This window comes from Pseudoclavibacter sp. Marseille-Q434 (assembly GCF_050315415.1).
In the GTDB taxonomy this organism is placed as follows: domain Bacteria; phylum Actinomycetota; class Actinomycetes; order Actinomycetales; family Microbacteriaceae; genus Pseudoclavibacter.
In genome coordinates this window covers 818,456-838,793 of the sequence record NZ_JBNPQH010000001.1, presented here as the reverse complement: position 1 = coordinate 838,793, position 20,338 = coordinate 818,456, and the positions used below count along the sequence as shown (strand labels likewise).

Sequence of the window (20,338 nt, the reverse complement as noted above, 5' to 3'; positions counted from 1 at the left end):
CTCCCGGAGGAGCCTGCCTTCCTCTACGCGGCGAGTCGGGGCAGCTAGACGTCGATGTCCGCCCGCGCGACCTGCTCGGATCCCTCGATGATGAACTCCTTGCGGGGCGCCACATCGCTGCCCATGAGCAGGTCGAAGACTCGCTCCGCATTGTGGGCGTCAGCGTTCGTGACTCGTCTCAGGAGCCGCGCGCTCGGGTCCATCGTCGTGTTCCAGAGCTGGTCCTCGTCCATCTCCCCGAGACCCTTGTAGCGCTGGATGGGGTCCTGGTAGCGCTTCCCCTGCTTCTCCAGCTTGGAGAGGAGCGTGTGCAGCTCCTTCTCGGAGTACGTGTAGACCGTCTCGTTCGGCTTGCGTCCGGCATGCATGATCACGACCCGGTGAAGCGGCGGCACGGCAGCGAAGACCCGCCCTTCGTCGAGCATGGGGCGCATGTAGCGGAAGAACAGCGTGAGGAGCAGGGTGCGGATGTGCGCGCCATCGACGTCGGCGTCGCTCATCAGGATCACCTTGCCGTACCGCGCCTGGCCGATGTCGAAGCTCCGACCGGAACCCGCGCCGACGACCTGGATGATCGACGCGCACTCGGAGTTCGAGAGCATGTCCGAGATCGAGGCCTTCTGCACGTTCAGGATCTTGCCGCGAATCGGCAGCAGGGCCTGGAACTCCGAGTTGCGCGCCGGCTTCGCCGTCCCGAGCGCGGAGTCTCCCTCGACGATGAACAGCTCGCTCTGCGCGACGTCGTTCGACCGGCAGTCGACGAGCTTCGTCGGCAGCGAGGAGCTCTCGAGCGCGTTCTTGCGACGCTGTGTCTCCTTGTGGGCGCGCGCGGAGAGGCGCGACTTCATCTCCTGCACGACCTTGTCGAGCAGGAGGTTCGTCTCGGCCTTGTCCTGGCGCTTCGTGGAGGCGAACTTCTCGGTCAGGCCGGCCGTCACGGCCTTCTGCACGATGGCGCGCGCCGCCGGCGTGCCGAGCACCTCCTTGGTCTGCCCCTCGAACTGCGGCTCGGGAATGCGGACCGTCACGACGGCGGTGAGCCCGGCGAGGACGTCGTCCTTGTCGAGCTTGTCGTTGCCGACTTTCAGACGCCTGGCGTTCTTCTCGACCTCTGCGCGGAAGAAGCGGAGCATGCCCTGCTCGAAGCCCGCGAGGTGAGATCCGCCCTTCGGGGTCGAGATGATGTTGACGAAGCTCTTCACGTTCGTCTCGTACCCGGTTCCCCAGCGCAGAGCGAGGTCGACGTGCATGGTCCTCGCCACCTCTTTCGTCACGAGCTGGAGGCCCTCGTCGTCGAGCACTGGGATGGTCTCGGTGAACTCCCCGCTGCCTTCGATGCGCCACGTGTCGGTCGTGGGGGCGTCCGGAGCCAGGAAGTCGGCGAACTCGGTGATGCCGCCGTCGAACCGGAACTGCTGCGTCGTCGGAGCTGTCGACTCGTCGCGCGCGTCCTCGATCACCATCTCGAGGCCGGGCACCAGGAACGCCGTCTGCCTCGCGCGCTCGGCGAGGTCGTTCGTCTGGAAGCTCGCCTCGCGGATGAAGACCTGCGGGTCCGCCCAGTACCGCACCCGCGTTCCCGTGACCCCGCGCTTGGCCTTTCCGACGACCCGCAGCTCGCTGGTGCTGGTGAACGGGACGAAGTTCGAGGCCGGGCTCGGCCCGTCAGCGCCGTCCTCGAAGATTCCGGGCTCGCCGCGGCGGAAGCTCATGGCGTAGGTCTTGCCGCCACGGTCCACCTCGACGTCGAGGCGAGCGGAGAGCGCGTTCACGACGGATGCGCCCACGCCGTGGAGGCCACCCGCGGAACCGTAGTTGCTCGCGCCGAACTTGCCACCGGCGTGCAGCTTCGTGAACACCACCTCGACACCGCTGAGACCGGTCTTCGGCTCGATGTCGACGGGCACCCCACGTCCGTCGTCGTCGACGCTGACGGACCCGTCGCTGTGCAGCTGGACGCGGATGCGGGAGCCGTGACCCGCGAGGGCCTCGTCGACCGAGTTGTCGATGATCTCCCACAGGCAGTGCATGAGTCCCCGGGAGTCGGTCGACCCGATGTACATGCCCGGCCTCTTCCGAACCGCATCGAGCCCATCGAGCACCGAGAGGTGTCTGGCTGAGTATGCGTCTCCGGAATTCGCCACCGAGGTCCACGTCCTTCTTCTGCGTCGTCGTGCGTTCGATCTCGACCCGGCCGCAGGGCAGCGGCGGGCCACCTTCGAGCGTAGACCGGATGCGGAATTTCGCGCGCCTCCCACACCAGCGCGGCCCACGCGCGCCTCAGCGGAGGCCAGAACGGCCGGTGCTAGCCTGACCACGCCCAGCGACGACCAGAGAGGGCACAACGTGCAGACTCCCGAGCCGGTGCGCAGACGCATCCACATCGACCTTCGCGCGATCCGCGAGAACTCGACCCGCCTCCTCGGGTCGGAGACCGCCAGCTATGCAGACCTCCGCGCGGACGCGTATGGACACGGCGCGGTCCGCGTCGCCGAAGCGCTCGACGCCGAGGGGTACGAGGGCTTCATCGTCTCCCCCGAGATGGATCGCGCGTCCCTCCTGCACCTCAGCACGCCCCTCCTGCACGCCGATGCCGTGAACTCGGACAGGATCACCGGCGGCTCGCTGTTCGGCCTCACGGACCGCGCCTACCGCCCAGCCATGCGCGTCAGCGCTGAGATCCTGGCGGTCAAGGATGTCGAAGCCGGCGAGGGCGTCTCCTACGGCTACAGCTACGTGACCTCGCAGCGAACACAACTTGCGCTGGTGGGCATCGGCTACGCGCACGGCGTCGTCCGGCGCGCATCCAACACGGCACCCGTGCTCATCGGAGAGGCGACCCGGACCATCGTCGGCGCCATCTCCATGGACCAGTTCTCCGTCGATCTGCTCGGCGCTCCAGCCCAGCCAGGCGACCTGACGATCCTCTTCGGCGACCCCGCAGCCGGCGAGCCCAGCATCCTCGACTGGCAGCACGCCACGGGGATCCGGGCCGCCGCGATCGCAAGCAGGATGAGCCCGCGATTCGAACGGAGTTACACATGAGCGCTGCAGTCGCGCACGTCGACCTCGAGGCGATCGGCAGCAACATCCGTGCGCTCGCCGCCCTTGCGCCGCAGTCCAAGTTCATGCTCGCGGTGAAGTCGAACGCCTACGGGCACGGACTCCACGAGGTGGTCCGCACTGGACTGGACTCCGGCGTCGACTCGTTCGGCGTGCTGGAGGCCAACGTCGGCATCGAGCTGCGCGAATCCGGGGTCGAGGTCCCGCTCTTCGCCTGGATGCACGGCCAGGGCAGCGACTTCGCGGCGGCGGCCGAAGCAAGGGTCGACCTGGGCGTGCAGACGTTCTGGCAGCTCGAGGCGATCGCCGCCAGCGATGCGCGCGTCCGACCTCGCGTGCACCTGAAGATCGACACGGGCCTGCACCGTGGTGGCGCGGACCGGCCGCGCTGGGCCGAGTTCGTGACCGAGGCGCTGCGCCTGCAGGCGCTCGGGAAGCTCGACGTCGTCGCGGCCTGGAGCCACCTCTCGGACACCTCGCACAGCGCCGACCTCGAGTCGACCGAGGTCTTCATCGCGGCGGTCGAGGAGGCCCGCGCGCTCGGCGCCGACTTCGAGCTGCTGCACCTCGGGGCGAGCGCCGCCGTCATCGACCTCCCCCAGGCTCACTTCGATCTCGTGCGCGTCGGCATCGCCGCGTACGGCATCTCCCCCTTCGGCGACCGCAGCGCCGCCGACCTCGGCCTGAGGCCCGCGATGCAGCTGCGCGCCCCGGTGCTGGATGCGCGCCACGGTCTGGCAAGCATCGCCGTCGGGTACGGCGACGGCATCCAGTCCGACCCGGAGGGCGGCGCCTACGTCATCGTCGACGGGCACATCGCCCCCGTCGTGGAGGTCGGCGTCGACGAGACGGTCGTGGCGCTCCCACAGGGTGCGGCGGCCGTGGCTGCCGGCGGAGAGTGCATCGTCTTCGGCGATGGCTCGAACGGCGAGGCGACGGCCGAGCAGTGGGCGATCTGGGGAGAGACGGTCGGCGATGAGATCGTGACCGGCCTCACCCGACGAGTGGCCCGGAGCTTCGGGGTCTCCTGACGCGCCCAGTCGTCAGGCCCAAGCGGCCTGACGGATCCACGCGAGCAGGCCGTTCGGGCGCGCCTTGGTGCGGCCCTGCCGTCGGTCAGGACGCCGGGGCCGCCACGCCGATCCGTCGCATGAGGGCCAGACGCGCGTTCTGCGACCAGAGGTCGAGGCGGGCGAGTTCCTCGCCACCGTCCCCGAGACTGCGGTCGGCGTCGTGACGATGAACGGCCCGCTCGAGCAGCTGGTCCGCGAGAGAGGGGTTCAGGGCGAGGACCGGTCCGTGGAGGTGCGTTCCCATCGCGGCGAGGTGGCGGATGCCCTCTGCGCCGGTGTTCTCGGCCGCCGATCCTCCGTTGCCGAAGCCCCGCACGATCTCCCCGAGCGGTTCCGCCCCAGCGCCGAGGGCCGTGATCGCGTTGTGGTTGGCGAACCCGGCGAGCAGCCCGCCGTCGCCCCGCACCACCGTCTCGGCAACGCTCTGCGACGCTTCGCGAACGGCCCTGGAGGCGAACACGCCGAGGCCCTCGAGTTCGCCGTCATCGTGCGTGATGCTGGTGCCGAGCAGCTCCCAGCCTCCGCCGACCGCGAGCAGGGGCAGCCCGGCTCCGACGAGGTCGCGCAGCTCGGCCGCGTGCCGCAGGGCGTCTGCCTGGACCGTCTGCACTGCGGCGAGTGGGCCGGATCCGACGTGGAGGACGTCGATGCGCTCCGGGAGCGAGGCGGTGCCACGACCGACGTTGACGACCTCGACCTCGAGACCGCGCGCTCGTGCGCGCTTCGCGAGGACCGTCACGTTGCCGACATCCCCGTTGATCCCGAGCTCGACCGGGTAGAGGTGCGCGATCCGCAGCTTCATGAGTTGACCTTCCCCTCGATGCCGGACTGCCCGAGGCGGCGCCGGATCGACATCATCTGCTCGTAGTTCACGATCATGGTCTTCATGCCCCTGCTCGGCTTCGGCAGCGCGAGGAACCTGTCGAGGGCTTCACCCAGGTTCGGCTCGACGTGTCCCACAGGGATGTCCCCGTAGCCGAGGCGCGTTGCGATCTGCCAGGCCTTGGTACCCGAGACCACGTCGACGTGGTCGAGCCTGCTCAGGTCGGCGCCGAAGATCCAAGAAGGATCTGGCGTTCCCTCGTCGACGGAGATGAAGACCTGCTCAGGTGCCTCTTCGAGCGCATCCAGGTTCATCTGGAGGCTCGGCGGGTTCTTCATCATGATGATCTCGATGTCCTCACCGCGAACGCTCATGACCTCACCGCGCCCGTAGACGGTCTGCGATTCGCCGAGTGCCTCTGCGACGAGGGCAGGCACGAAGGAGTCTCCGAGGATGCGCTGAGCGGTCGCGGCCGCGCCGGCCGCGTCGAGCGCGTAGTGGAGGCCTCGTGCGGGCAGCTTGATAGCGAGTTCGTCGTCGCCGATGCGAAGCATCGCGTCCCGTCCCTTGAGCGCGACGACCTGCACAGCGCGCTCGCCGGCGGCGACCTCGACGCTCGCTGCGGAGATGTCATCGAAGTTCGAAAGCCCGTTCGGGGACTGCTCGATCAGTTCCGGGGCGACGCCGAACCAGGTCACGGGCGCGTCCAACGATGGCGGCAGGCTCCGCAGCGAGGCGTCATCGGCGTTGAGCACGCTGAAGTCACCGCACGCCGCGGCGATGGTGCGGAGGAACTCCGTCACCCGCGATGGGTCGTAGAAGCGGTTCAGCTGGTCGACCTGCACGTTGAGCAGCAGGACGCCACGTGGGTGGAGGTGACCGAGCAGCCGCGGCCCGTACGCCTCATCGACCTCGAGGACCGCGATGTCAGCGCGCAGGTTCCCGTTGACGTCGACGTCGGGGAGCATCGACGACGCGATGCCCTGCGGCAGGTTTCCCCCCGAGGAGTTCGTGAAGACGCGGAGCCCGTGGCGGCGCAGCATCCTGGTCAGGAAGTGCGTCGTCGTGGACTTGCCGTTCGAGCCGGAGACGAAGATGACGCCGAGCGGAAGCTTCGCGACTGCGGTCTCGAGGAAATCCGGGGAGATGGCGAGCGCCACCCTGCCGGGCACCGCGGAGCCTCCCCCGCGAAGACGCATCGCGCCGCGCGCGCTCCGTCCGAGACCGACGGCGATCATCCGCCGCAGCTTGCCACCCATGCACACTCCCGTTTCCGCGCAGTGCCTGCGCTGTCGTCGAAGCGACGAGAATCCCCCGTCTCGCCGACCGCCGCCAGTATCTCACGGGCCCGCGACCAGGCGCCCGACGTCACCCCGGCCGAAGACGGCTACGCGCAGGGCGAACCTGACCCCTCAAACCACGCGGGACTCCGACTCGCGTGCTCTAATTGTCGTGATCGCAAGATCACCGAAGCTTTGGAGGCATCATGACGGAGAGCACAACGGCCCTGCGCACCGACTCGGCGCCCATCGCCGCAACAGACCGTTGCGACGCGTGCGGAGCTCAGGCGTACGTCCGAGTCCAGCTGAGCGCCGGAGAGCTCCTCTTCTGCGCACACCACGCGACGCGCCACGAAGAGAAGCTCCGCCAGCAGGCAGTCGCCTGGCACGACGAGACCGCTCGCCTGCACGGCGAGAAGGCCGCTGCGGGACAGACCGCGGAGTAGTCGCCCACACACACGACGCGCTGGCTCGCCCAGCGCCGCACACGAAGAAGGCCCGGATGCAGATGCATCCGGGCCTCCTGCGTTGCTGGCATGACGCCAGCCTGGCAGTGCTCGCTACTCGAGATAGTCGCGCAGCGACTGCGACCGCGATGGATGACGCAGCTTGGCCATGGTCTTCGACTCGATCTGGCGGATGCGCTCTCGCGTCACGCCGAACGTGTCACCGATCTGGTCGAGCGTCTTCGGCATGCCGTCGCCGAGGCCGAAGCGCATGCGGATGACGCCGGCCTCACGCTCAGCGAGAGAGTCGAGGAGCGACTCGAGCTGACGCTGCAGCATCGTGAAGCTCACCGCGTCGGCGGGCACAACAGCCTCGGTGTCCTCGATGAGGTCACCGAACTCGCTATCGCCGTCCTCACCGAGCGGCGTGTGCAGCGAGATGGGCTCGCGGCCGTACTTCTGCACCTCGACGACCTTCTCGGGCGTCATGTCGAGCTCCTTGGCGAGCTCTTCCGGCGTGGGCTCGCGGCCCAGGTCCTGCAGCATCTGGCGCTGCACGCGGGCGAGCTTGTTGATGACCTCGACCATGTGCACCGGGATGCGGATGGTGCGCGCCTGGTCTGCCATGGCTCGCGTGATCGCCTGACGGATCCACCAGGTGGCGTAGGTCGAGAATTTGAAGCCCTTCGTGTAGTCGAACTTCTCGACGGCACGGATGAGGCCCATGTTCCCCTCCTGGATGAGATCCAGGAACTGCATTCCGCGGCCCGTGTAGCGCTTCGCGAGGCTGACGACGAGGCGGAGGTTGGCTCCGAGGAGGTGGCTCTTCGCGCGGTCGCCGTCGCGGGCAACCCACTTCAGCTCACGCACGAGCTGCTTGTCGAGCTCGCCCTCCTGCTCCTTGAGCTTCTCGGCAGCGAACAGTCCCGCCTCGATGCGCATGGCGAGGTCGACCTCTTCGGCTGCGTTCAGCAGCGCGACCTTTCCGATCTGCTTGAGGTAGTCCTTGACCGGGTCGGCGGTCGCGCCGGTGATGGCCGCGGAGTAGACCGGGGTCTCTTCCTCGTCGTCGCTCGGCGTGAGGACGATCGCGCCCTGGACGCGTGCCTGCTCGGCGTCGGCCTTGGCGTCCTTCGGGTCAGCGGGCTTGACCGAGTCGTCGTCGGACTCCGGGCTGTCAGCGACATCCGCCTCCGCATCGGCCTCTTCGATCTCAGCCTCGTCGACGCCGTCTTCCGGCTCGTCGCCGTCGACCTTCTTCTTGGCAGCCGCGCGCTTGCGAGGCGCCGCCTTCGCGGGCGCGCCATCGGCCGCAGCGGCGGCCTTGCGCTTTGCGGGTGCGCGCTTGGCGGCGGGCTTCTTCGCCGTCGCGGCGTCGTCAGTGGTGCTCTCGGTCGTGGCTGCGGCGCTTGCGTCGGCGCTCGCCTCCTTGACCGGCGTCGCGCGCTTCCGCGCTGGCGCCTTCTTGCTGACTTCCTCGGTTGCTTCTGCAGTAGCCGTGGTAGCTCCCGTGCGTGTCGCCATGTTCAGACCCCTCTCGTCACGGTGCGGGCATAAGGAAGGCCCTTGTCAAGTCTGCTCGAAGGCAGACCCGCAGGGTCCATCCGTTGATTATGGCACGGTTTCGGACGAAACCCTGGATTGGGGCCGTGCAGTCACAATCCCCGTCGTCCTGAACCGAACCATTTCCTGCCTATAGCAACCCAGATAGGGTCGATGATTATTCCCTCGTCGCGCGCCATGCGGCCGCGGGTTCGCCGTCGACTGAGCAGAAGGCCGCAGAGGCCGACGAGCATGATGCCTGGAATCACCCAGAACGCGAGCTTGTACTGCTGCCAGTCGACGGCGCCGGTGACGCCGATCCCGAGCGCATCGAGGGAGATGCCGATGAGGAACATCGTCGTGAAGCTCGCGACGAACCCACCGACGTTCACGATGCCGGAGGCAGAGCCGAGGCTCGACGCTGGGTTGAACGTCCGCGCATAGTCGAAGCCGATCGCCGATCCGGAGCCGCCGATGCCCATGACGACGAGCAGCACGATCAGGAGCCAGAGCGGTGGCAGGCCAGGCCAGAGGAGCATCGCAACCCAGACGACAAGGATGAGGAGCGCACAGATGAGCACGAGATTGGAGCGTCTCAGCGGGTAGCGCCCCGTCAGCACGCCGAGGAAGGGACCGAGGACCATGCCGGCGAGCACGATGACCGGCAGGAGCGACGACGCCACAGCAGGTTCGAGGCCGAGCCCCTGGGTCATGAGCGGGTACCCCCAGAGCAGGCCGAAGACCGTGCCGGGGAACTGGGTCGTGAAATGCGCCCAGAACCCGAGCCTCGTTCCAGGGCGCTTGGCGGCCTGGCCGACCTTGCCGAGGACACCGCGGACGCTGATCGCCTCGCCGGCTCGACGCAGTTCCGGGCTGTCGCGGAGGAAGATGGCCACGGCAGCTGCCGTGATGACCGCGAGGCTCGCGACCGAGAGGAAGGCAGGCGTCCAGGACGTGGCGCGCAGCAGGAACCCGAACGGCACCGCGGAGAGCACCTGCCCGAGCTGACCCAGGTTGCCGTACCACTGCACGAAGATCGGCACCCGGCGGGGCGGGAACCATGCGGCGATGATGCGGAGCCCGGAGACGAAGGTCGTCGCATCCCCCGCGCCGACGAGCATCCGGCCGAGGACGGCGACACCGAGCTCCGGCGCCAGCGCCACGATCAGTTGACCACCCGACATGAGCAGGGCGCCTACCAGGATCAACCGCGAGGGCCCGAACCTGTCGAGCAGCATGCCGACGGGGATCTGCAGTGCCGCGTACACCGCCAGCTGCGCGACCGCCAACGTGGAGAGCGCGGTCGCCCCGACATCGAAGCGCTCGCTCGCAAGCACGCCGGCGACCCCGAGCGACGAGCGCTGCGTCACCGCGACCATGTAGGCAGTCGCCGTGATGGCGAACATCGCGGGAGCAAGACGAGGGTTCATCTCGTCTATTCTCTCGCGTCGGCGAACCGGTCGATCACACAGAGCGAATCGACCGGTTCTTCAGCCGATCGGACGCAGCGAACGCCCGGCGTTCGGCTCAGGCGTCGTCGTCCCGACCCAGCGCCAGGTAGCGCTCGATCTCGGCGGCGAGCTGGTCAGCGGAGGGCAGCTCCCCCGCCGCATCTTCGAAGTCGTTGCTGACGGCGAGATTCTGCAGGTAGGCGTCGTGCTGCGTCTCGAGGGCGTGGATGAGCTTCTGCCCATCGGGATTCGACTCGAGCTCGGCATCCACCCCGGCACGGAAGGTGCGGTCGCGCTCACGCAGGGCCTCGGTCGCGATCATCCGTCCTGTCGCGCTGCCGAGCGCAGAGAGCGCAGCGACGGCGCCCGCCGGTACCGACGAGTCGGCAACGTAGTGCGGGATGAGCATCGCGAGGCTGAGCACGGGATGCCCCAGCTCCTCCGCGCGAACCTGGAAGTACTGCATCACGTGCGCCGGGGCCTCCGTGGTCGGGTTCCAGACGGACAGCGAATCGACGAGCTCTTCACGGTTGCCCGTCGCCGCGATGCGGATCGGCCGCGTATGCGGCACCGGCATCGGCACGGCATGGACCCACGTCGTCGACGAGACCTCGAGCGCGTCGACTGCGCTCACGAGCGCCTCGCTGAAGAGCCGCCAGCGGTAGTCGGGTTCGAAGCCGGAGAGGAACAGGAACTCCTGACCGAGCTCGTCCGTGACGAGACGCAGATCGAGCCTCGGCTCCGTCACAGACTTCACGCGACCATTCGACACGGACACGATCGGACGACGTGCCCGGTAGTCGTACAGCTCGTCGACATCGAACTCCGCGACGATCCGCGCGTCCTCATCCAGCCCCACGATCTCGTCGGAGACCTGCGCTGCCACGGCACCTGCGTCGTGGCCGCCACGCAACGCCACGATGAGGGGCAGACCGGCAGGCACGTCGTGCCATGCGGCAGCCACTCGGAAGATGCGCTCAGTCTCGCTCATAGGCACAATGCTAGGTCGGAACGCTGACCCCTGCGCGGGCGTTCGCGCTTGGCGCACGAGCCCGCCCGCCTGGCCCCTCGGGCCCGCAATAGGCTTGCGTGCATGACGCACGCCATCCTGGAACTCGCCGAATCAGCCCCCGATGCACACCTCCTGGTGCTTCCCGTACTCCGACTCGATGACGCTCTGACGATCTCGGCTCCCCCCGGGCTCCCGGACCTGGAGCCGTCTCTCGAGGCGACCGGGTTCCGCGGGAAGAGCGGCGAGACGCAGAAGATCGCGATTCAGCACGAGGGCGGGGTGCGTGCTGCCATCGCGCTCGGGCTCGGCGACGGCAGCGACGAGGAGCAGGCGCGACGCGCGGGAGGGGCTCTCGCTCGTGCCGTGGGGACATCCGCGATCGCGATCGACGCGGATGCGCTCGAGCCGGCGATCCGACAGGCGGTCCTGCTCGGAGCGCTGCTCGCGAGCTATCGCTTCACCGCCTATAAGTCGGAGCTCGACGACGACGCGCTCACGACGATCACGGTCGTCACGGGTGACCGTGACCGCGCTGCTGCAGAGAACACGCGTGCCGCCACGCTCGCGAACGCCGTCGCTCTCGTCCAGGACGCCGTCAACACGCCGCCGAACGACCTCCCGCCCGCCGCGCTGGCCGACCTCGCGCTCCGAGTCGCCGACGAGAACGGCCTCGAGTCCCGTGTCTGGGACGAGCAGCAGCTCCGTGACGGTGGGTTCGGCGGCCTCACGGCTGTCGGCCAGGGGTCTTCGCGCGGCCCCCGCCTCGTCCGCCTCGCCTACCGCCCCGAAGGAGCGGAACTGCACATCGCGCTCGTGGGCAAGGGAATCACCTTCGACACCGGCGGCCTGTCGCTCAAGCCCGCCGCCTCCATGGTCGGGATGAAGTTCGACATGGCCGGCGCCGCGACCATCGTCGGAGTCCTCCAGGCGGCCGCCGAGCTCGGCATCAAGGTCGCCGTCACCGGGTGGCTGTGCATCGCGGAGAACATGCCGTCGAGCACGGCCACACGTCCAGATGACGTCGTGACGATCTACGGGGGCAAGACCGTCGAGATCACCAACACCGATGCCGAAGGACGCATCGTGATGGCCGATGGCATCGCAGCTGCGAGCGAGGAGCACCCCGACCTCATCATGGACATCGCGACGCTCACGGGCGCCCAGGTCGTCGCACTCGGCGACCGCACCACCGCGGTCATGGGCAACGACGACGCGTGGATCCGCAGCGTCGTCGACGCGTCGCGCTCCGTCGGCGAGCCCTCGTGGGCGATGCCGATCCCCGAGGAGGTCGGCGACACCCTGAAGTCGCCCGTCGCGGATCTCGCGAACATGCGCTCCGGCAACCGCTCGGCAGGGATGCTCGTGGCCGCGGCGTTCCTCGAGCGATTCGTCGGCGACCGGGCTGACGGAAACGGGGCCCTCCCCTGGGTGCACCTCGACATCGCAGGCCCGTCCAACAACGAGTCGGCGGCGTACGGCTACGTGCCCAAGGGCGCAACCGGGGTGATGGTCCGCACGCTCATCGCGTTGCTCGAGTCACGGGCCTGAGCTGGTTATTCCTGCCAGTTCGACGCGTGTAGGCTTCCGTGAGGGGTAATTTCGCCGCGCGTGGCGACCACAGACCGGCCGCCGCTTCTCTATGAATTCCATTGAGGGAGTTTTCCGGGTGTCAGAACACAATTTCGACCTCGTCGTCCTTGGCGGAGGAAGTGCGGGATACGCCGCAGCTATCCGCGCCGTTCAGCTGGGCTCAACCGTCGCTCTCGTTGAGAAGGACAAGCTCGGAGGCACGTGCCTCCACCGTGGCTGCGTGCCTACGAAGGCCATGCTCCACGCTGCAGAGCTTGCAGACAACGCACACGAAGCCGCATCCGTCGGCGTGCTGACCGAATTCCAGGGCGTCGACATCGAGAAGGTCAACGCCTTCCGCGAGGGCATCGTCGCCAGCAAGTTCAAGGGCCTGCAGGGCCTCCTGAAGGCCAAGGGCGTCACCGTCTTCCAGGGCGAGGGGAAGCTCGTCTCGCCCACGAGCGTCCAGGTCGGCGACGACACCCTCACGGGCAAGAACGTCGTCCTCGCGACCGGCTCCTTCTCGCGATCGCTTCCGGGCCTCGAGATCTCGGGCAACGTCATCACGAGCGAGCAGGCGCTCGAGCTCAACTGGCTCCCGAACCGCGTCGTCATCCTCGGTGGCGGCGTCATCGGACTCGAGTTCGCCAGCGTCTGGCGCTCCTTCGGTGTCGAGGTGACGATCGTCGAGGGCCTCAAGCACCTCGCGCCCGCCGAGGAGGAATCGGTCTCCAAGCAGCTTGAGCGGGCGTACAAGAAGCGCGGCATCGACTTCAAGCTCGGTGTCCGCTTCAAGGGCGTCACGCAGGACGACTACGGCGTGCACGTCGAGCTCGAGTCCGGTGACGTGCTCGACGCAGACCTGCTCCTCGTGGCGGTCGGCCGCGGCCCCGTCACGGCCGGTATCGGCCTTGAGGAGGTCGGCGTCACGACCGACCGCGGATTCGTCCCGGTGGATGAGACGCTCCAGACCAACGTGCCCGGCGTCTACGCGATCGGTGACATCGTTCCCGGCCTCCAGCTCGCGCACCGCAGCTACCAGCACGGCATCTTCGTCGCCGAGCAGATCGCGGGTCTCAACCCCGTTCAGGTCGAGGACATCAACATCCCCAAGATCACGTACTCCGACCCGGAGATCGCCTCCGTCGGCTACTCCGAGGTCAAGGCCAAGGAGAAGTTCGGCGACGACGCGATCTCCACCGCCGAGTACAACCTCGCGGGCAACGCGAAGAGCTCGATCCTCGGCACGAGCGGAACTGTCAAGCTCGTCCGCGTCAACGACGGCCCGATCGTCGGCGTCCACATGATCGGTGGCCGCGTCGGCGAGCTCGTCAGCGAAGCTCAGCTCATCGTCAACTGGGAGGCCTACCCAGAGGACGTCGCACACCTCATCCACGCCCACCCGACGCAGGGTGAGACGATCGGCGAAGCAGCCCGTCTGCTCGCCGGTGTCCCGCTGCACGCCCTCTGACCCGCCAGAACCACTCAAGGAGAACCAACATCATGAGCGAAGACGTAACGCTCCCGGCACTCGGCGAGAGTGTCACAGAAGGAACCGTCACCCGTTGGCTGAAGAGCGTCGGCGACACCGTCGAGGTCGACGAGCCGCTGCTCGAGGTCTCGACTGACAAGGTCGACACCGAGATCCCGTCGCCGATCGCCGGCGTCCTCGAGGAGATCCTCGTCGGAGAAGACGAGACCGTCGAGGTCGGCGCTGTCCTCGCACGCCTCGGTGATGGCTCGGGCGCAGCCTCGTCCGACGACAGCGCCCCGGCTGAAGAAGAAGCGGCAACGGCGGAGCCAGAGGTTGAGGAGGCGGCGGAAGCCACCTCGCAGCCCGCCGCGGCTCCTGAGACCGAAGAGGCACCCGCCGAGAAGGAAGACGAAGGCTACGCCGAGCCTGCTCCCGAGAAGGAGACGACGTCCGAGGCTCCCGCCAAGGAGGCGGCGACGCCCGCAGCGCAGACCGCGCAGCAGTCGGCATCCGCTCCGAAGCCGCCGGCGCAGCCCAAGCAGCCGTCGCAGCCCAAGCAGGGCGGCGAGTCGGCATCGGCCGCCTCGAGCTCCGACCCGCGCTACGTGACGCCGCTCGTGCGCAAGCTCGCGGCTGACGCAGGCGTCGACCTCACGAAGGTCCAGGGCACGGGCGTCGGCGGACGTATCCGCAAGGAAGACGTCGTCGCCTTCGCCGAGTCGAGCAAGAGCGCAGCCCCCGCGCAGGCAGCTTCGGCTGGCACGCCGGGCGAGCCGACTCCGTTCGAGGTCTCCGAGCTGCGTGGCACGACCGCGAAGATGTCGCGTCTCCGCAAGGTCGTCGCCGAGCGCGCGGTCGCATCGATGAACTCGACGGCTCAGCTCACGACGGTCGTCGAGGTCGACGTGACTCGCATCGCGCAGCTGCGCGATCGCGTCAAGGGCGACTTCCACTCGAAGACGGGCAACAAGCTCTCCTTCCTGCCGTTCTTCACGCTGGCAGCGGCCGAGGCTCTGCAGAGCTTCCCGATCATCAACTCCACGGTCGACGGTGACTCCATCGTCTACCCGGAGTCCGAGAACATCGCCATGGCGGTCGACACGGAGCGCGGACTGCTCACGCCGGTTATCAAGAAGGCGTCGGAGCTCGACATCGCGGGTCTCGCAGGTCAGATCGCTGACCTCGCGGAGCGCACGCGTGACAACAAGCTGCTCCCCGATGAGCTTGCCGGTGGCACGTTCACCGTCACGAACACGGGCTCGCGTGGCGCGCTGTTCGACACGCCCGTCGTGTTCCTCCCGCAGAGCGCGATCCTCGGTACCGGGATCGTCGCGAAGCGTCCCGCGGTCGTCAAGACGGCCGATGGGCAGGAGTCGATCGCGATTCGCTCGCTCGTCTTCCTCGCGCTGAGCTACGACCACCGCATCATCGACGGTGCGGACGCGGCTCGTTTTCTCTCGCAGATCAAGAACCGCCTCGAAGAGGGCGCGTTCGAGGGCAACCTCGGGATCTAGCAGCGCTCCTCGAGGGGCTCACGCCACTCGAACATCGCGTAGACGCCATCCGGCCTCCCCACGAGCGATCGTGAGGGAGGCCGGTGGCGTTTCCGCCGTCTGCACCGCGTTCTGGGGCCACAGTTCCACGACCGCGAAATCTCCAAAGCGATCGCGGAGCGTCGCCACTGAGAGGCCAACCAGCTCGTCCTCGGCTCCTGCGGGCCGGTTGAGGTCGGCAGGGAGTCCCGGCGCGTCGCTCTGGTAGACCTCCTCGAGGCAGCCGGCGGCCGCCGTGGCGAGGCATTCGGTCCGTCGTCCCACGAGCGCCGCAGCAGCCGCGGCAGGATCATCGCTCGCAGCCGCGGTTCGCCAGTCTGGCACTTCCTCCGTCGGTGCCGGCTGTTCGGGAGGTGCGGCCATCTGCGCTTCGGGGGAGGCTTCTCCGTGAGGCTGCTGCGTCTGCCAGCTCGCAGCCGGAGCGGCGCTGCCACCGCTCGCGCTCCCAGCGTCCGCTCCCCCGCTGCGACTGCCGACCACTCCCACGAACACCGCGCACAGGCACATGACCAGCGCGGCCACCGCCGCGACTCGGTAGGGCATCCGGATGGCCGACAGGAGTGGCACCCTCGAGCCGGAACGTCGTCGCGACCGCCGTTCATGTCTGCTGGCGGCCTCGCGCGAAAACTGGGCGTCGCGCCCCCTGGCGGCGAACGGACGTCGGAGTCCATCGATGTCCCCCCGGTGAACGACATCCGCTGACCGGGCTTGGCTCGGGTCCTCCCCATCGAGAAGCGTCGGACCAGCGACTCGGCCCACGGTGCCATCCGCGGACGGGGCCATGACGGGACTGCCCGCGGCAGGCCCCGGCGCCTGCTCGGCCAGCACCGCACGCCAGGGCCCCGGCTCACCTGCCGCCGGGTCCTGGATGTCCGTGGCGTCCTGCCACGTGAACAGGGCGTCGAGGAGTCGCGCACCGAGCCCCTCATCCACCTCCCCCGACAGGCAGCGATCGAATTCCCGCTCCAGTGCGGCGGGCAGCTCCGTCTCCGTCGGCAGCTGCGCCAGCACGAGATCCGCGAGGGACTCGAAGGATCGCCAGTCTCGGAGAGCACCGGCGTGCGGACGGCCCTTCTGCTCGAGACGAGTCAGCAGCTGCCAGTTCTTGAGCACCGGTCGCCCGGCCAGGGTCAGGCGGACGTCGTCGCACCCGAACGTGCCCATCGCCACGCCGTGCTCGTGGAGCTCGACGAGGGTCTCCGCGATGGGAGCAAGGATCGTCACGATCTCGCCGGCTGTGAGGGGGTGAGGCCGGTCGAGCAGTTCCTCCACACTCGACCCAGGGGTGGCCTCGAGGACGGCCACCGCCTGCCGCTGCTCGTTCTGACCGATATCCCGGAGCACAGGAGCACTCGGCGCATCGATCTCCTCGAGCAGCACGCATACCTCAGAGAGCGTGAGTCCCTGGCCGGCTGATGCCTCTACAACAAGCTCGACGGCCTCCGTGGGCACGGGAGCGGTCGCTTGCCGGCGCGATCGCGATGCGCTCGCCAGCCAGTCGTCCTCTTCCAACGCCGCCCGCTCCCGCGCCACAGCCAGGTAGCGGTGCCAGGGGCCGTCGCTGGACAGCACGTCGACGACCCGCCAACCCGCGATATCGAGGTAGGTGGGAGCCGGGCTGCGGTCGGTTCTGCGCTGATCTCTGGCTTGCACACGAAGATCCTGACGCCCCGTTCGGGACCGGAGCGGACGAGCTTCATCGTCTGTGGAGAAGTCGTCACGAGTCCGAATGTGAATACGGGGTGAAGTGCCGGTATTCTGGATGCACTATGGCGAACTCTCCACAAGCCAGCGCAGCAGCGGAAAAAGAGCCGGGTCGCTTCAAGCAGATCTGGCAAGTCCTCAAGATGACGGTCAAGTACGACAAGACCGCACCTTGGATCATGGCCGCTGCCGTGCTCGTCCCCCTGATCATCGCAGCGCTCGTAAGCATCTTCCTCCCCGGGTCGAACGCGCTCATCTGGATCCTCACGATGATCCTCGGCCTCATGGTCGGTGTGCTCCTCTTCATGTTCACGCTGAACTGGCGGGCCGAACGCGTTGCGTTCGGGCAGCTCGAAGGCCGTGCGGGTGCCGCCGGCCAGGTGCTCACAAGCGCCCTGCGCGGAACGTGGCAGACGAGCGAGATGCCCGTCGCGTTCAACGCGAAGACGCAGGACGCGGTCTACCGCGCCATCGGCAAGCCCGGCGTCGTGATTCTCACCGAGGGCAGCAAGGCCGGCACGAAGCGGCTGCTCGACGACGAGCGCCGCAAGACGGCTCGCATCCTGCCGAACGTGCCGATCCACCACTTCCACGTGGGCACCGGCGCCGACGACGTGAAGCTCGTGAAGATCCGGAAGACGCTCAACAAGCTCCCGAAGAAGCTCACCAAGCCAGAGATCGTCGCCGTGACGAGCCGCTTGAAGGCCCTCGGCAGCAACGCGCTCCCTATCCCCAAGGGCATCGACCCGATGCGGATGCGCTCCTCGCGTTCGCAGATGCGCTGATCTGCAGCATCCCCGCCACAGACTCGCCCTGCTGCTCTACACGAGCCGCAGGGCGAGTCTCGTCATGATGTCGTGGCCGCCGCGCTGGTCGCTGTCCCACACGAGCATGGGGAGCACGAGCGTCACCAGCAGCTGACGGAGCAGGGGTCGAAGGTAGCCGGGCGCTGAGCCGTCGAGGCGCGTGACGCGCATCCGGAACACCAGGTGCCCGAGGGAGCCGCCGAACAGCATGATGCCGACGGTCGTCATCGCGAAGAAGAGCAGCAGGATCGCGATCGAGTCGTACTCGAAGAACACGAATGCAAGACCCGCGGCGGCCGCGTAGTCGATGATGAGCGCTGGCACGCGGCGGCGCATCGGCGCCATGCTGCCACGCCCTTCTTCCGGATACCCGAGGCGGTAGCCCGGGTAGCGGTTGTTCTCCGGACGTGCGAACTCCGGGCTGCTTGACTGTGCGGGCATCCGAGAAGCTTACCGTCGGAGCGAGGCAGAGATCGGGCCGCTGACGGCGCACTATCACGCTCTGCGTAACGTGCGCGAAACATAACAGTGACCACGGGGCAACAGCGAGTGGTTAGCTTATGACAGGACCCCGTCCGCCAACACCTTCGACACGACCCGGAGAAGCCATGTTCAAAGAACCGTCTGAAGTCCTCGCCTATATCACCGACAACGATGTCAAGTTCCTCGACATCCGCTTCACCGACCTCCCCGGTGTGCAGCAGCACTTCAACATCCCCGCGTCGACCGTCGATGAGGAGTTCTTCTCCGTCGGCCAGCTCTTCGATGGCTCCTCGATCCGCGGTTTCGCGTCGATCCACGAGTCGGACATGCAGCTCATCCCCGACGTCACGACGGCGTACCTCGACCCGTTCCGCGAGGCGAAGACCCTGATCATGGTCTTCGACATCTACAACCCCCGCACGGGTGAGATCTACCACCGCGACCCCCGCCAGGTCGCGAAGAAGGCTGTCGACTACCTGTCCTCGACGGGAATCGCCGACACCGCGTTCTTCGCTCCCGAGGCAGAGTTCTACATCTTCGACGACGTGCGCTACTCCGTGACGTCGAACCAGAGCTTCTACTCGGTCGACTCCGAAGAGGGCGCCTGGAACTCGGGCCGCGAAGAAGAGGGCGGCAACCTCGGCAACAAGACGCCGTTCAAGGGCGGATACTTCCCCGTCTCCCCCGTCGACAAGACGGCTGACCTGCGTGACGACATCACGCTCAAGCTCATCGAAGCCGGTTTCATCCTCGAGCGCTCACATCACGAGGTGGGCACGGGTGGCCAGCAGGAGATCAACTACCGCTTCGACACGATGGTCAGCGCCGCTGACGACATCCTGAAGTTCAAGTACATCGTCAAGAACACGGCCGAGCAGTGGGGCAAGTCGGCCACGTTCATGCCGAAGCCGCTCTACAACGACAACGGCTCGGGAATGCACACGCACCAGTCGCTGTGGAAGGACGGCGAGCCGCTCTTCTACGACGAGGCCGGCTACGGCTCGCTCTCCGACACAGCTCGTTGGTACATCGGTGGACTGCTCGCGCACGCCAACTCGCTCGCCGCGTTCACGAACCCGACCACGAACTCCTACCACCGCCTGGTGAAGGGCTTCGAAGCCCCCATCAACCTCGTCTACTCGGCGGGCAACCGCTCGGCTGCGATCCGCATCCCGATCACGGGCTCCAACCCGAAGGCGAAGCGCATCGAGTTCCGCGCACCGGATGCTTCAGCCAACCCGTACCTCGCGTTCGCCGCCCAGCTCATGGCTGGCCTCGACGGCATCCAGAACCGCATCGAGCCGCACGAGCCCGTCGACAAGGACCTCTACGAGCTTCCCCCGGAGGAGGCGAAGAGCATTCCCCAGCTCGCGACCTCGCTGCCCGAGGCGCTCGCAGCGCTCGAGGCTGACCACGAGTACCTGACGAAGGGCAACGTCTTCACGCCGGAGCTCATCGAGAACTGGATCAACTACAAGACGGTCAACGAGGTGCAGCCGCTCGCGCAGCGCCCGCACCCGTACGAGTTCGAGCTCTACTACGGCGTCTAGCCTGTAGCGCAGTTCCGCACCCGGCCCGTCTCGCTCCTGCGAGGCGGGCCGGTTCCGTTCACGTCCGGAGCGGGTGGCGGTGTCTCTGTCTCCGCTCAGGCTGGCGCCCGAGGACGTGGCAAGCTGGACGGATGGATGACGAAGAGCTTCGCGCGCAAGCCCTGGCCGCCATCGACCACCACAAGCGCCTCGCGGCGAGCATCCACGCGGCGGCCGTCCGCCGCCTGTCGTCCGAGCCGCAGAGCGAGGACTGGCAGCGGCACAATGCCGACGTGGATCGCCGCATCGACGAGCTCCTCGCCCACGAGTTCACCACCGCGAAGTCTGCGTTGCAGGCCCTCGCCGCCCACGAGGCGCAGCACGCCGTCGGCATCGGCCGTCAATCCGGGCTCGATGCCGTCCTGATCGCGGACAGCCTCGAGCGGGCGATTCTCGACCAGCAGGCCGCAGGGTCCTAGACCCGTTCCACGGAGTCCCGGCCGGTCCGCGCGTGACGGTCTCGCGTCGGC

Annotated in this window: 17 protein-coding genes; 9 read left to right on the top strand and 8 right to left on the bottom strand. The window is 67.8% G+C overall.

Annotated elements, in window-relative coordinates:
• Positions 1-44 precede the first annotated feature (44 nt).
• The gene (locus ACQFZP_RS04090; protein ID WP_307852731.1) at positions 45-2,144 is read right to left on the bottom strand and encodes a DNA gyrase/topoisomerase IV subunit B; all 2,100 of its coding nucleotides are present in this window, start codon (positions 2,142-2,144) and stop codon (positions 45-47) included.
• A 220-nt stretch (positions 2,145-2,364) separates the two neighbouring features.
• Here ACQFZP_RS04090 and ACQFZP_RS04085 point away from each other — a divergent pair, with 220 nt between their 5' ends.
• Positions 2,365-3,045 (top strand): alanine racemase C-terminal domain-containing protein, encoded by a 681-nt coding sequence (locus ACQFZP_RS04085; RefSeq protein ID WP_211890413.1) that lies wholly within the window; start codon positions 2,365-2,367, stop codon positions 3,043-3,045.
• Complete coding sequence (locus ACQFZP_RS04080; RefSeq protein ID WP_211890412.1) at positions 3,042-4,094, top strand: alanine racemase; 1,053 nt, start codon at positions 3,042-3,044, stop codon at positions 4,092-4,094. Before ACQFZP_RS04085 ends, ACQFZP_RS04080 begins: the two co-directional genes overlap by 4 nt.
• Before the next feature lie 85 nt (positions 4,095-4,179).
• On the opposite strand, the gene ACQFZP_RS04075 is transcribed toward ACQFZP_RS04080, so the two are convergent.
• Positions 4,180-4,938: a type 1 glutamine amidotransferase gene (locus ACQFZP_RS04075; protein WP_104312026.1), complete on the bottom strand. Its 759-nt coding sequence runs from the start codon at positions 4,936-4,938 to the stop codon at positions 4,180-4,182.
• On the bottom strand, positions 4,935-6,218 hold the full coding sequence (locus ACQFZP_RS04070) for a Mur ligase family protein (RefSeq protein ID WP_249312025.1): 1,284 nt from the start codon (positions 6,216-6,218) through the stop codon (positions 4,935-4,937). Before ACQFZP_RS04070 ends, ACQFZP_RS04075 begins: the two co-directional genes overlap by 4 nt.
• 227 nt (positions 6,219-6,445) lie before the next feature.
• Here ACQFZP_RS04070 and ACQFZP_RS04065 point away from each other — a divergent pair, with 227 nt between their 5' ends.
• Positions 6,446-6,685, top strand: coding sequence for a DUF7455 domain-containing protein (locus ACQFZP_RS04065; protein ID WP_104253334.1), 240 nt, complete (start codon positions 6,446-6,448; stop codon positions 6,683-6,685).
• A 114-nt stretch (positions 6,686-6,799) separates the two neighbouring features.
• Here the strand turns inward: ACQFZP_RS04065 and ACQFZP_RS04060 are convergent, their stop codons facing one another.
• The 3 genes from ACQFZP_RS04060 to ACQFZP_RS04050 form a co-directional block, all read right to left on the bottom strand.
• Complete coding sequence (locus ACQFZP_RS04060; RefSeq protein ID WP_104312027.1) at positions 6,800-8,209, bottom strand: RNA polymerase sigma factor; 1,410 nt, start codon at positions 8,207-8,209, stop codon at positions 6,800-6,802.
• Positions 8,210-8,340: 131 nt separating this feature from the next.
• Complete coding sequence (locus tag ACQFZP_RS04055; RefSeq protein WP_104312028.1) at positions 8,341-9,657, bottom strand: MFS transporter; 1,317 nt, start codon at positions 9,655-9,657, stop codon at positions 8,341-8,343.
• 97 nt (positions 9,658-9,754) lie between these two features.
• Positions 9,755-10,669 carry a proteasome assembly chaperone family protein gene (locus ACQFZP_RS04050; protein ID WP_104253337.1) on the bottom strand — a complete coding sequence of 305 codons (915 nt, stop codon included), beginning with the start codon at positions 10,667-10,669 and terminating at the stop codon, positions 9,755-9,757.
• A 102-nt stretch (positions 10,670-10,771) separates the two neighbouring features.
• Here ACQFZP_RS04050 and ACQFZP_RS04045 point away from each other — a divergent pair, with 102 nt between their 5' ends.
• The 3 genes from ACQFZP_RS04045 to sucB all read left to right on the top strand — a co-directional run bounded on the left by ACQFZP_RS04045 (position 10,772) and on the right by sucB (position 15,247).
• Entirely contained in the window at positions 10,772-12,238 is a 1,467-nt protein-coding gene (locus ACQFZP_RS04045; RefSeq protein ID WP_211890411.1) for a leucyl aminopeptidase, read from the top strand.
• A 91-nt stretch (positions 12,239-12,329) separates the two neighbouring features.
• Positions 12,330-13,730 (top strand): dihydrolipoyl dehydrogenase, encoded by a 1,401-nt coding sequence (gene lpdA, locus ACQFZP_RS04040; RefSeq protein ID WP_218854935.1) that lies wholly within the window; start codon positions 12,330-12,332, stop codon positions 13,728-13,730.
• A 32-nt stretch (positions 13,731-13,762) separates the two neighbouring features.
• Positions 13,763-15,247, top strand: a complete 1,485-nt coding sequence (gene sucB / locus ACQFZP_RS04035; protein ID WP_211890410.1) for a 2-oxoglutarate dehydrogenase, E2 component, dihydrolipoamide succinyltransferase — start codon at positions 13,763-13,765, stop codon at positions 15,245-15,247.
• 18 nt (positions 15,248-15,265) lie between these two features.
• Here sucB and ACQFZP_RS04030 read toward each other — a convergent pair whose 3' ends face one another.
• Complete coding sequence (locus ACQFZP_RS04030) at positions 15,266-16,939, bottom strand: hypothetical protein (protein WP_211890409.1); 1,674 nt, start codon at positions 16,937-16,939, stop codon at positions 15,266-15,268.
• Between the two features lie 116 nt (positions 16,940-17,055).
• Here ACQFZP_RS04030 and ACQFZP_RS04025 point away from each other — a divergent pair, with 116 nt between their 5' ends.
• Positions 17,056-17,775 carry a DUF4191 domain-containing protein gene (locus ACQFZP_RS04025; protein WP_104312033.1) on the top strand — a complete coding sequence of 240 codons (720 nt, stop codon included), beginning with the start codon at positions 17,056-17,058 and terminating at the stop codon, positions 17,773-17,775.
• Positions 17,776-17,811: 36 nt separating this feature from the next.
• Here the strand turns inward: ACQFZP_RS04025 and ACQFZP_RS04020 are convergent, their stop codons facing one another.
• Positions 17,812-18,237 (bottom strand): RDD family protein, encoded by a 426-nt coding sequence (locus ACQFZP_RS04020; RefSeq protein WP_179556644.1) that lies wholly within the window; start codon positions 18,235-18,237, stop codon positions 17,812-17,814.
• Between the two features lie 167 nt (positions 18,238-18,404).
• Between ACQFZP_RS04020 and glnA the strand changes: the two genes are divergently transcribed.
• Positions 18,405-19,829, top strand: coding sequence for a type I glutamate--ammonia ligase (gene glnA, locus ACQFZP_RS04015; protein ID WP_104312035.1), 1,425 nt, complete (start codon positions 18,405-18,407; stop codon positions 19,827-19,829).
• A 131-nt stretch (positions 19,830-19,960) separates the two neighbouring features.
• Positions 19,961-20,287, top strand: coding sequence for a hypothetical protein (locus ACQFZP_RS04010; protein ID WP_104312036.1), 327 nt, complete (start codon positions 19,961-19,963; stop codon positions 20,285-20,287).
• Positions 20,288-20,338 lie beyond the last annotated feature (51 nt).

What these genes read in the sequence shown, in the direction of transcription:
- ACQFZP_RS04080 (WP_211890412.1), top strand. Translation starts at nt 3,042, where the DNA reads ATGAGCGCTGCAGTCGCGCACGTCGACCTCGAGGCGATCGGCAGCAAC.
- ACQFZP_RS04075 (WP_104312026.1), bottom strand. Translation starts at nt 4,938, where the DNA reads ATGAAGCTGCGGATCGCGCACCTCTACCCGGTCGAGCTCGGGATCAAC.
- ACQFZP_RS04070 (WP_249312025.1), bottom strand. Translation starts at nt 6,218, where the DNA reads ATGGGTGGCAAGCTGCGGCGGATGATCGCCGTCGGTCTCGGACGGAGC.
- ACQFZP_RS04065 (WP_104253334.1), top strand. Translation starts at nt 6,446, where the DNA reads ATGACGGAGAGCACAACGGCCCTGCGCACCGACTCGGCGCCCATCGCC.
- ACQFZP_RS04060 (WP_104312027.1), bottom strand. Translation starts at nt 8,209, where the DNA reads ATGGCGACACGCACGGGAGCTACCACGGCTACTGCAGAAGCAACCGAG.
- ACQFZP_RS04055 (WP_104312028.1), bottom strand. Translation starts at nt 9,657, where the DNA reads ATGAACCCTCGTCTTGCTCCCGCGATGTTCGCCATCACGGCGACTGCC.
- ACQFZP_RS04050 (WP_104253337.1), bottom strand. Translation starts at nt 10,669, where the DNA reads ATGAGCGAGACTGAGCGCATCTTCCGAGTGGCTGCCGCATGGCACGAC.
- ACQFZP_RS04045 (WP_211890411.1), top strand. Translation starts at nt 10,772, where the DNA reads ATGACGCACGCCATCCTGGAACTCGCCGAATCAGCCCCCGATGCACAC.
- lpdA (WP_218854935.1), top strand. Translation starts at nt 12,330, where the DNA reads ATGAATTCCATTGAGGGAGTTTTCCGGGTGTCAGAACACAATTTCGAC.
- sucB (WP_211890410.1), top strand. Translation starts at nt 13,763, where the DNA reads ATGAGCGAAGACGTAACGCTCCCGGCACTCGGCGAGAGTGTCACAGAA.
- ACQFZP_RS04025 (WP_104312033.1), top strand. Translation starts at nt 17,056, where the DNA reads ATGGCGAACTCTCCACAAGCCAGCGCAGCAGCGGAAAAAGAGCCGGGT.
- ACQFZP_RS04020 (WP_179556644.1), bottom strand. Translation starts at nt 18,237, where the DNA reads ATGCCCGCACAGTCAAGCAGCCCGGAGTTCGCACGTCCGGAGAACAAC.
- glnA (WP_104312035.1), top strand. Translation starts at nt 18,405, where the DNA reads ATGTTCAAAGAACCGTCTGAAGTCCTCGCCTATATCACCGACAACGAT.
- ACQFZP_RS04010 (WP_104312036.1), top strand. Translation starts at nt 19,961, where the DNA reads ATGGATGACGAAGAGCTTCGCGCGCAAGCCCTGGCCGCCATCGACCAC.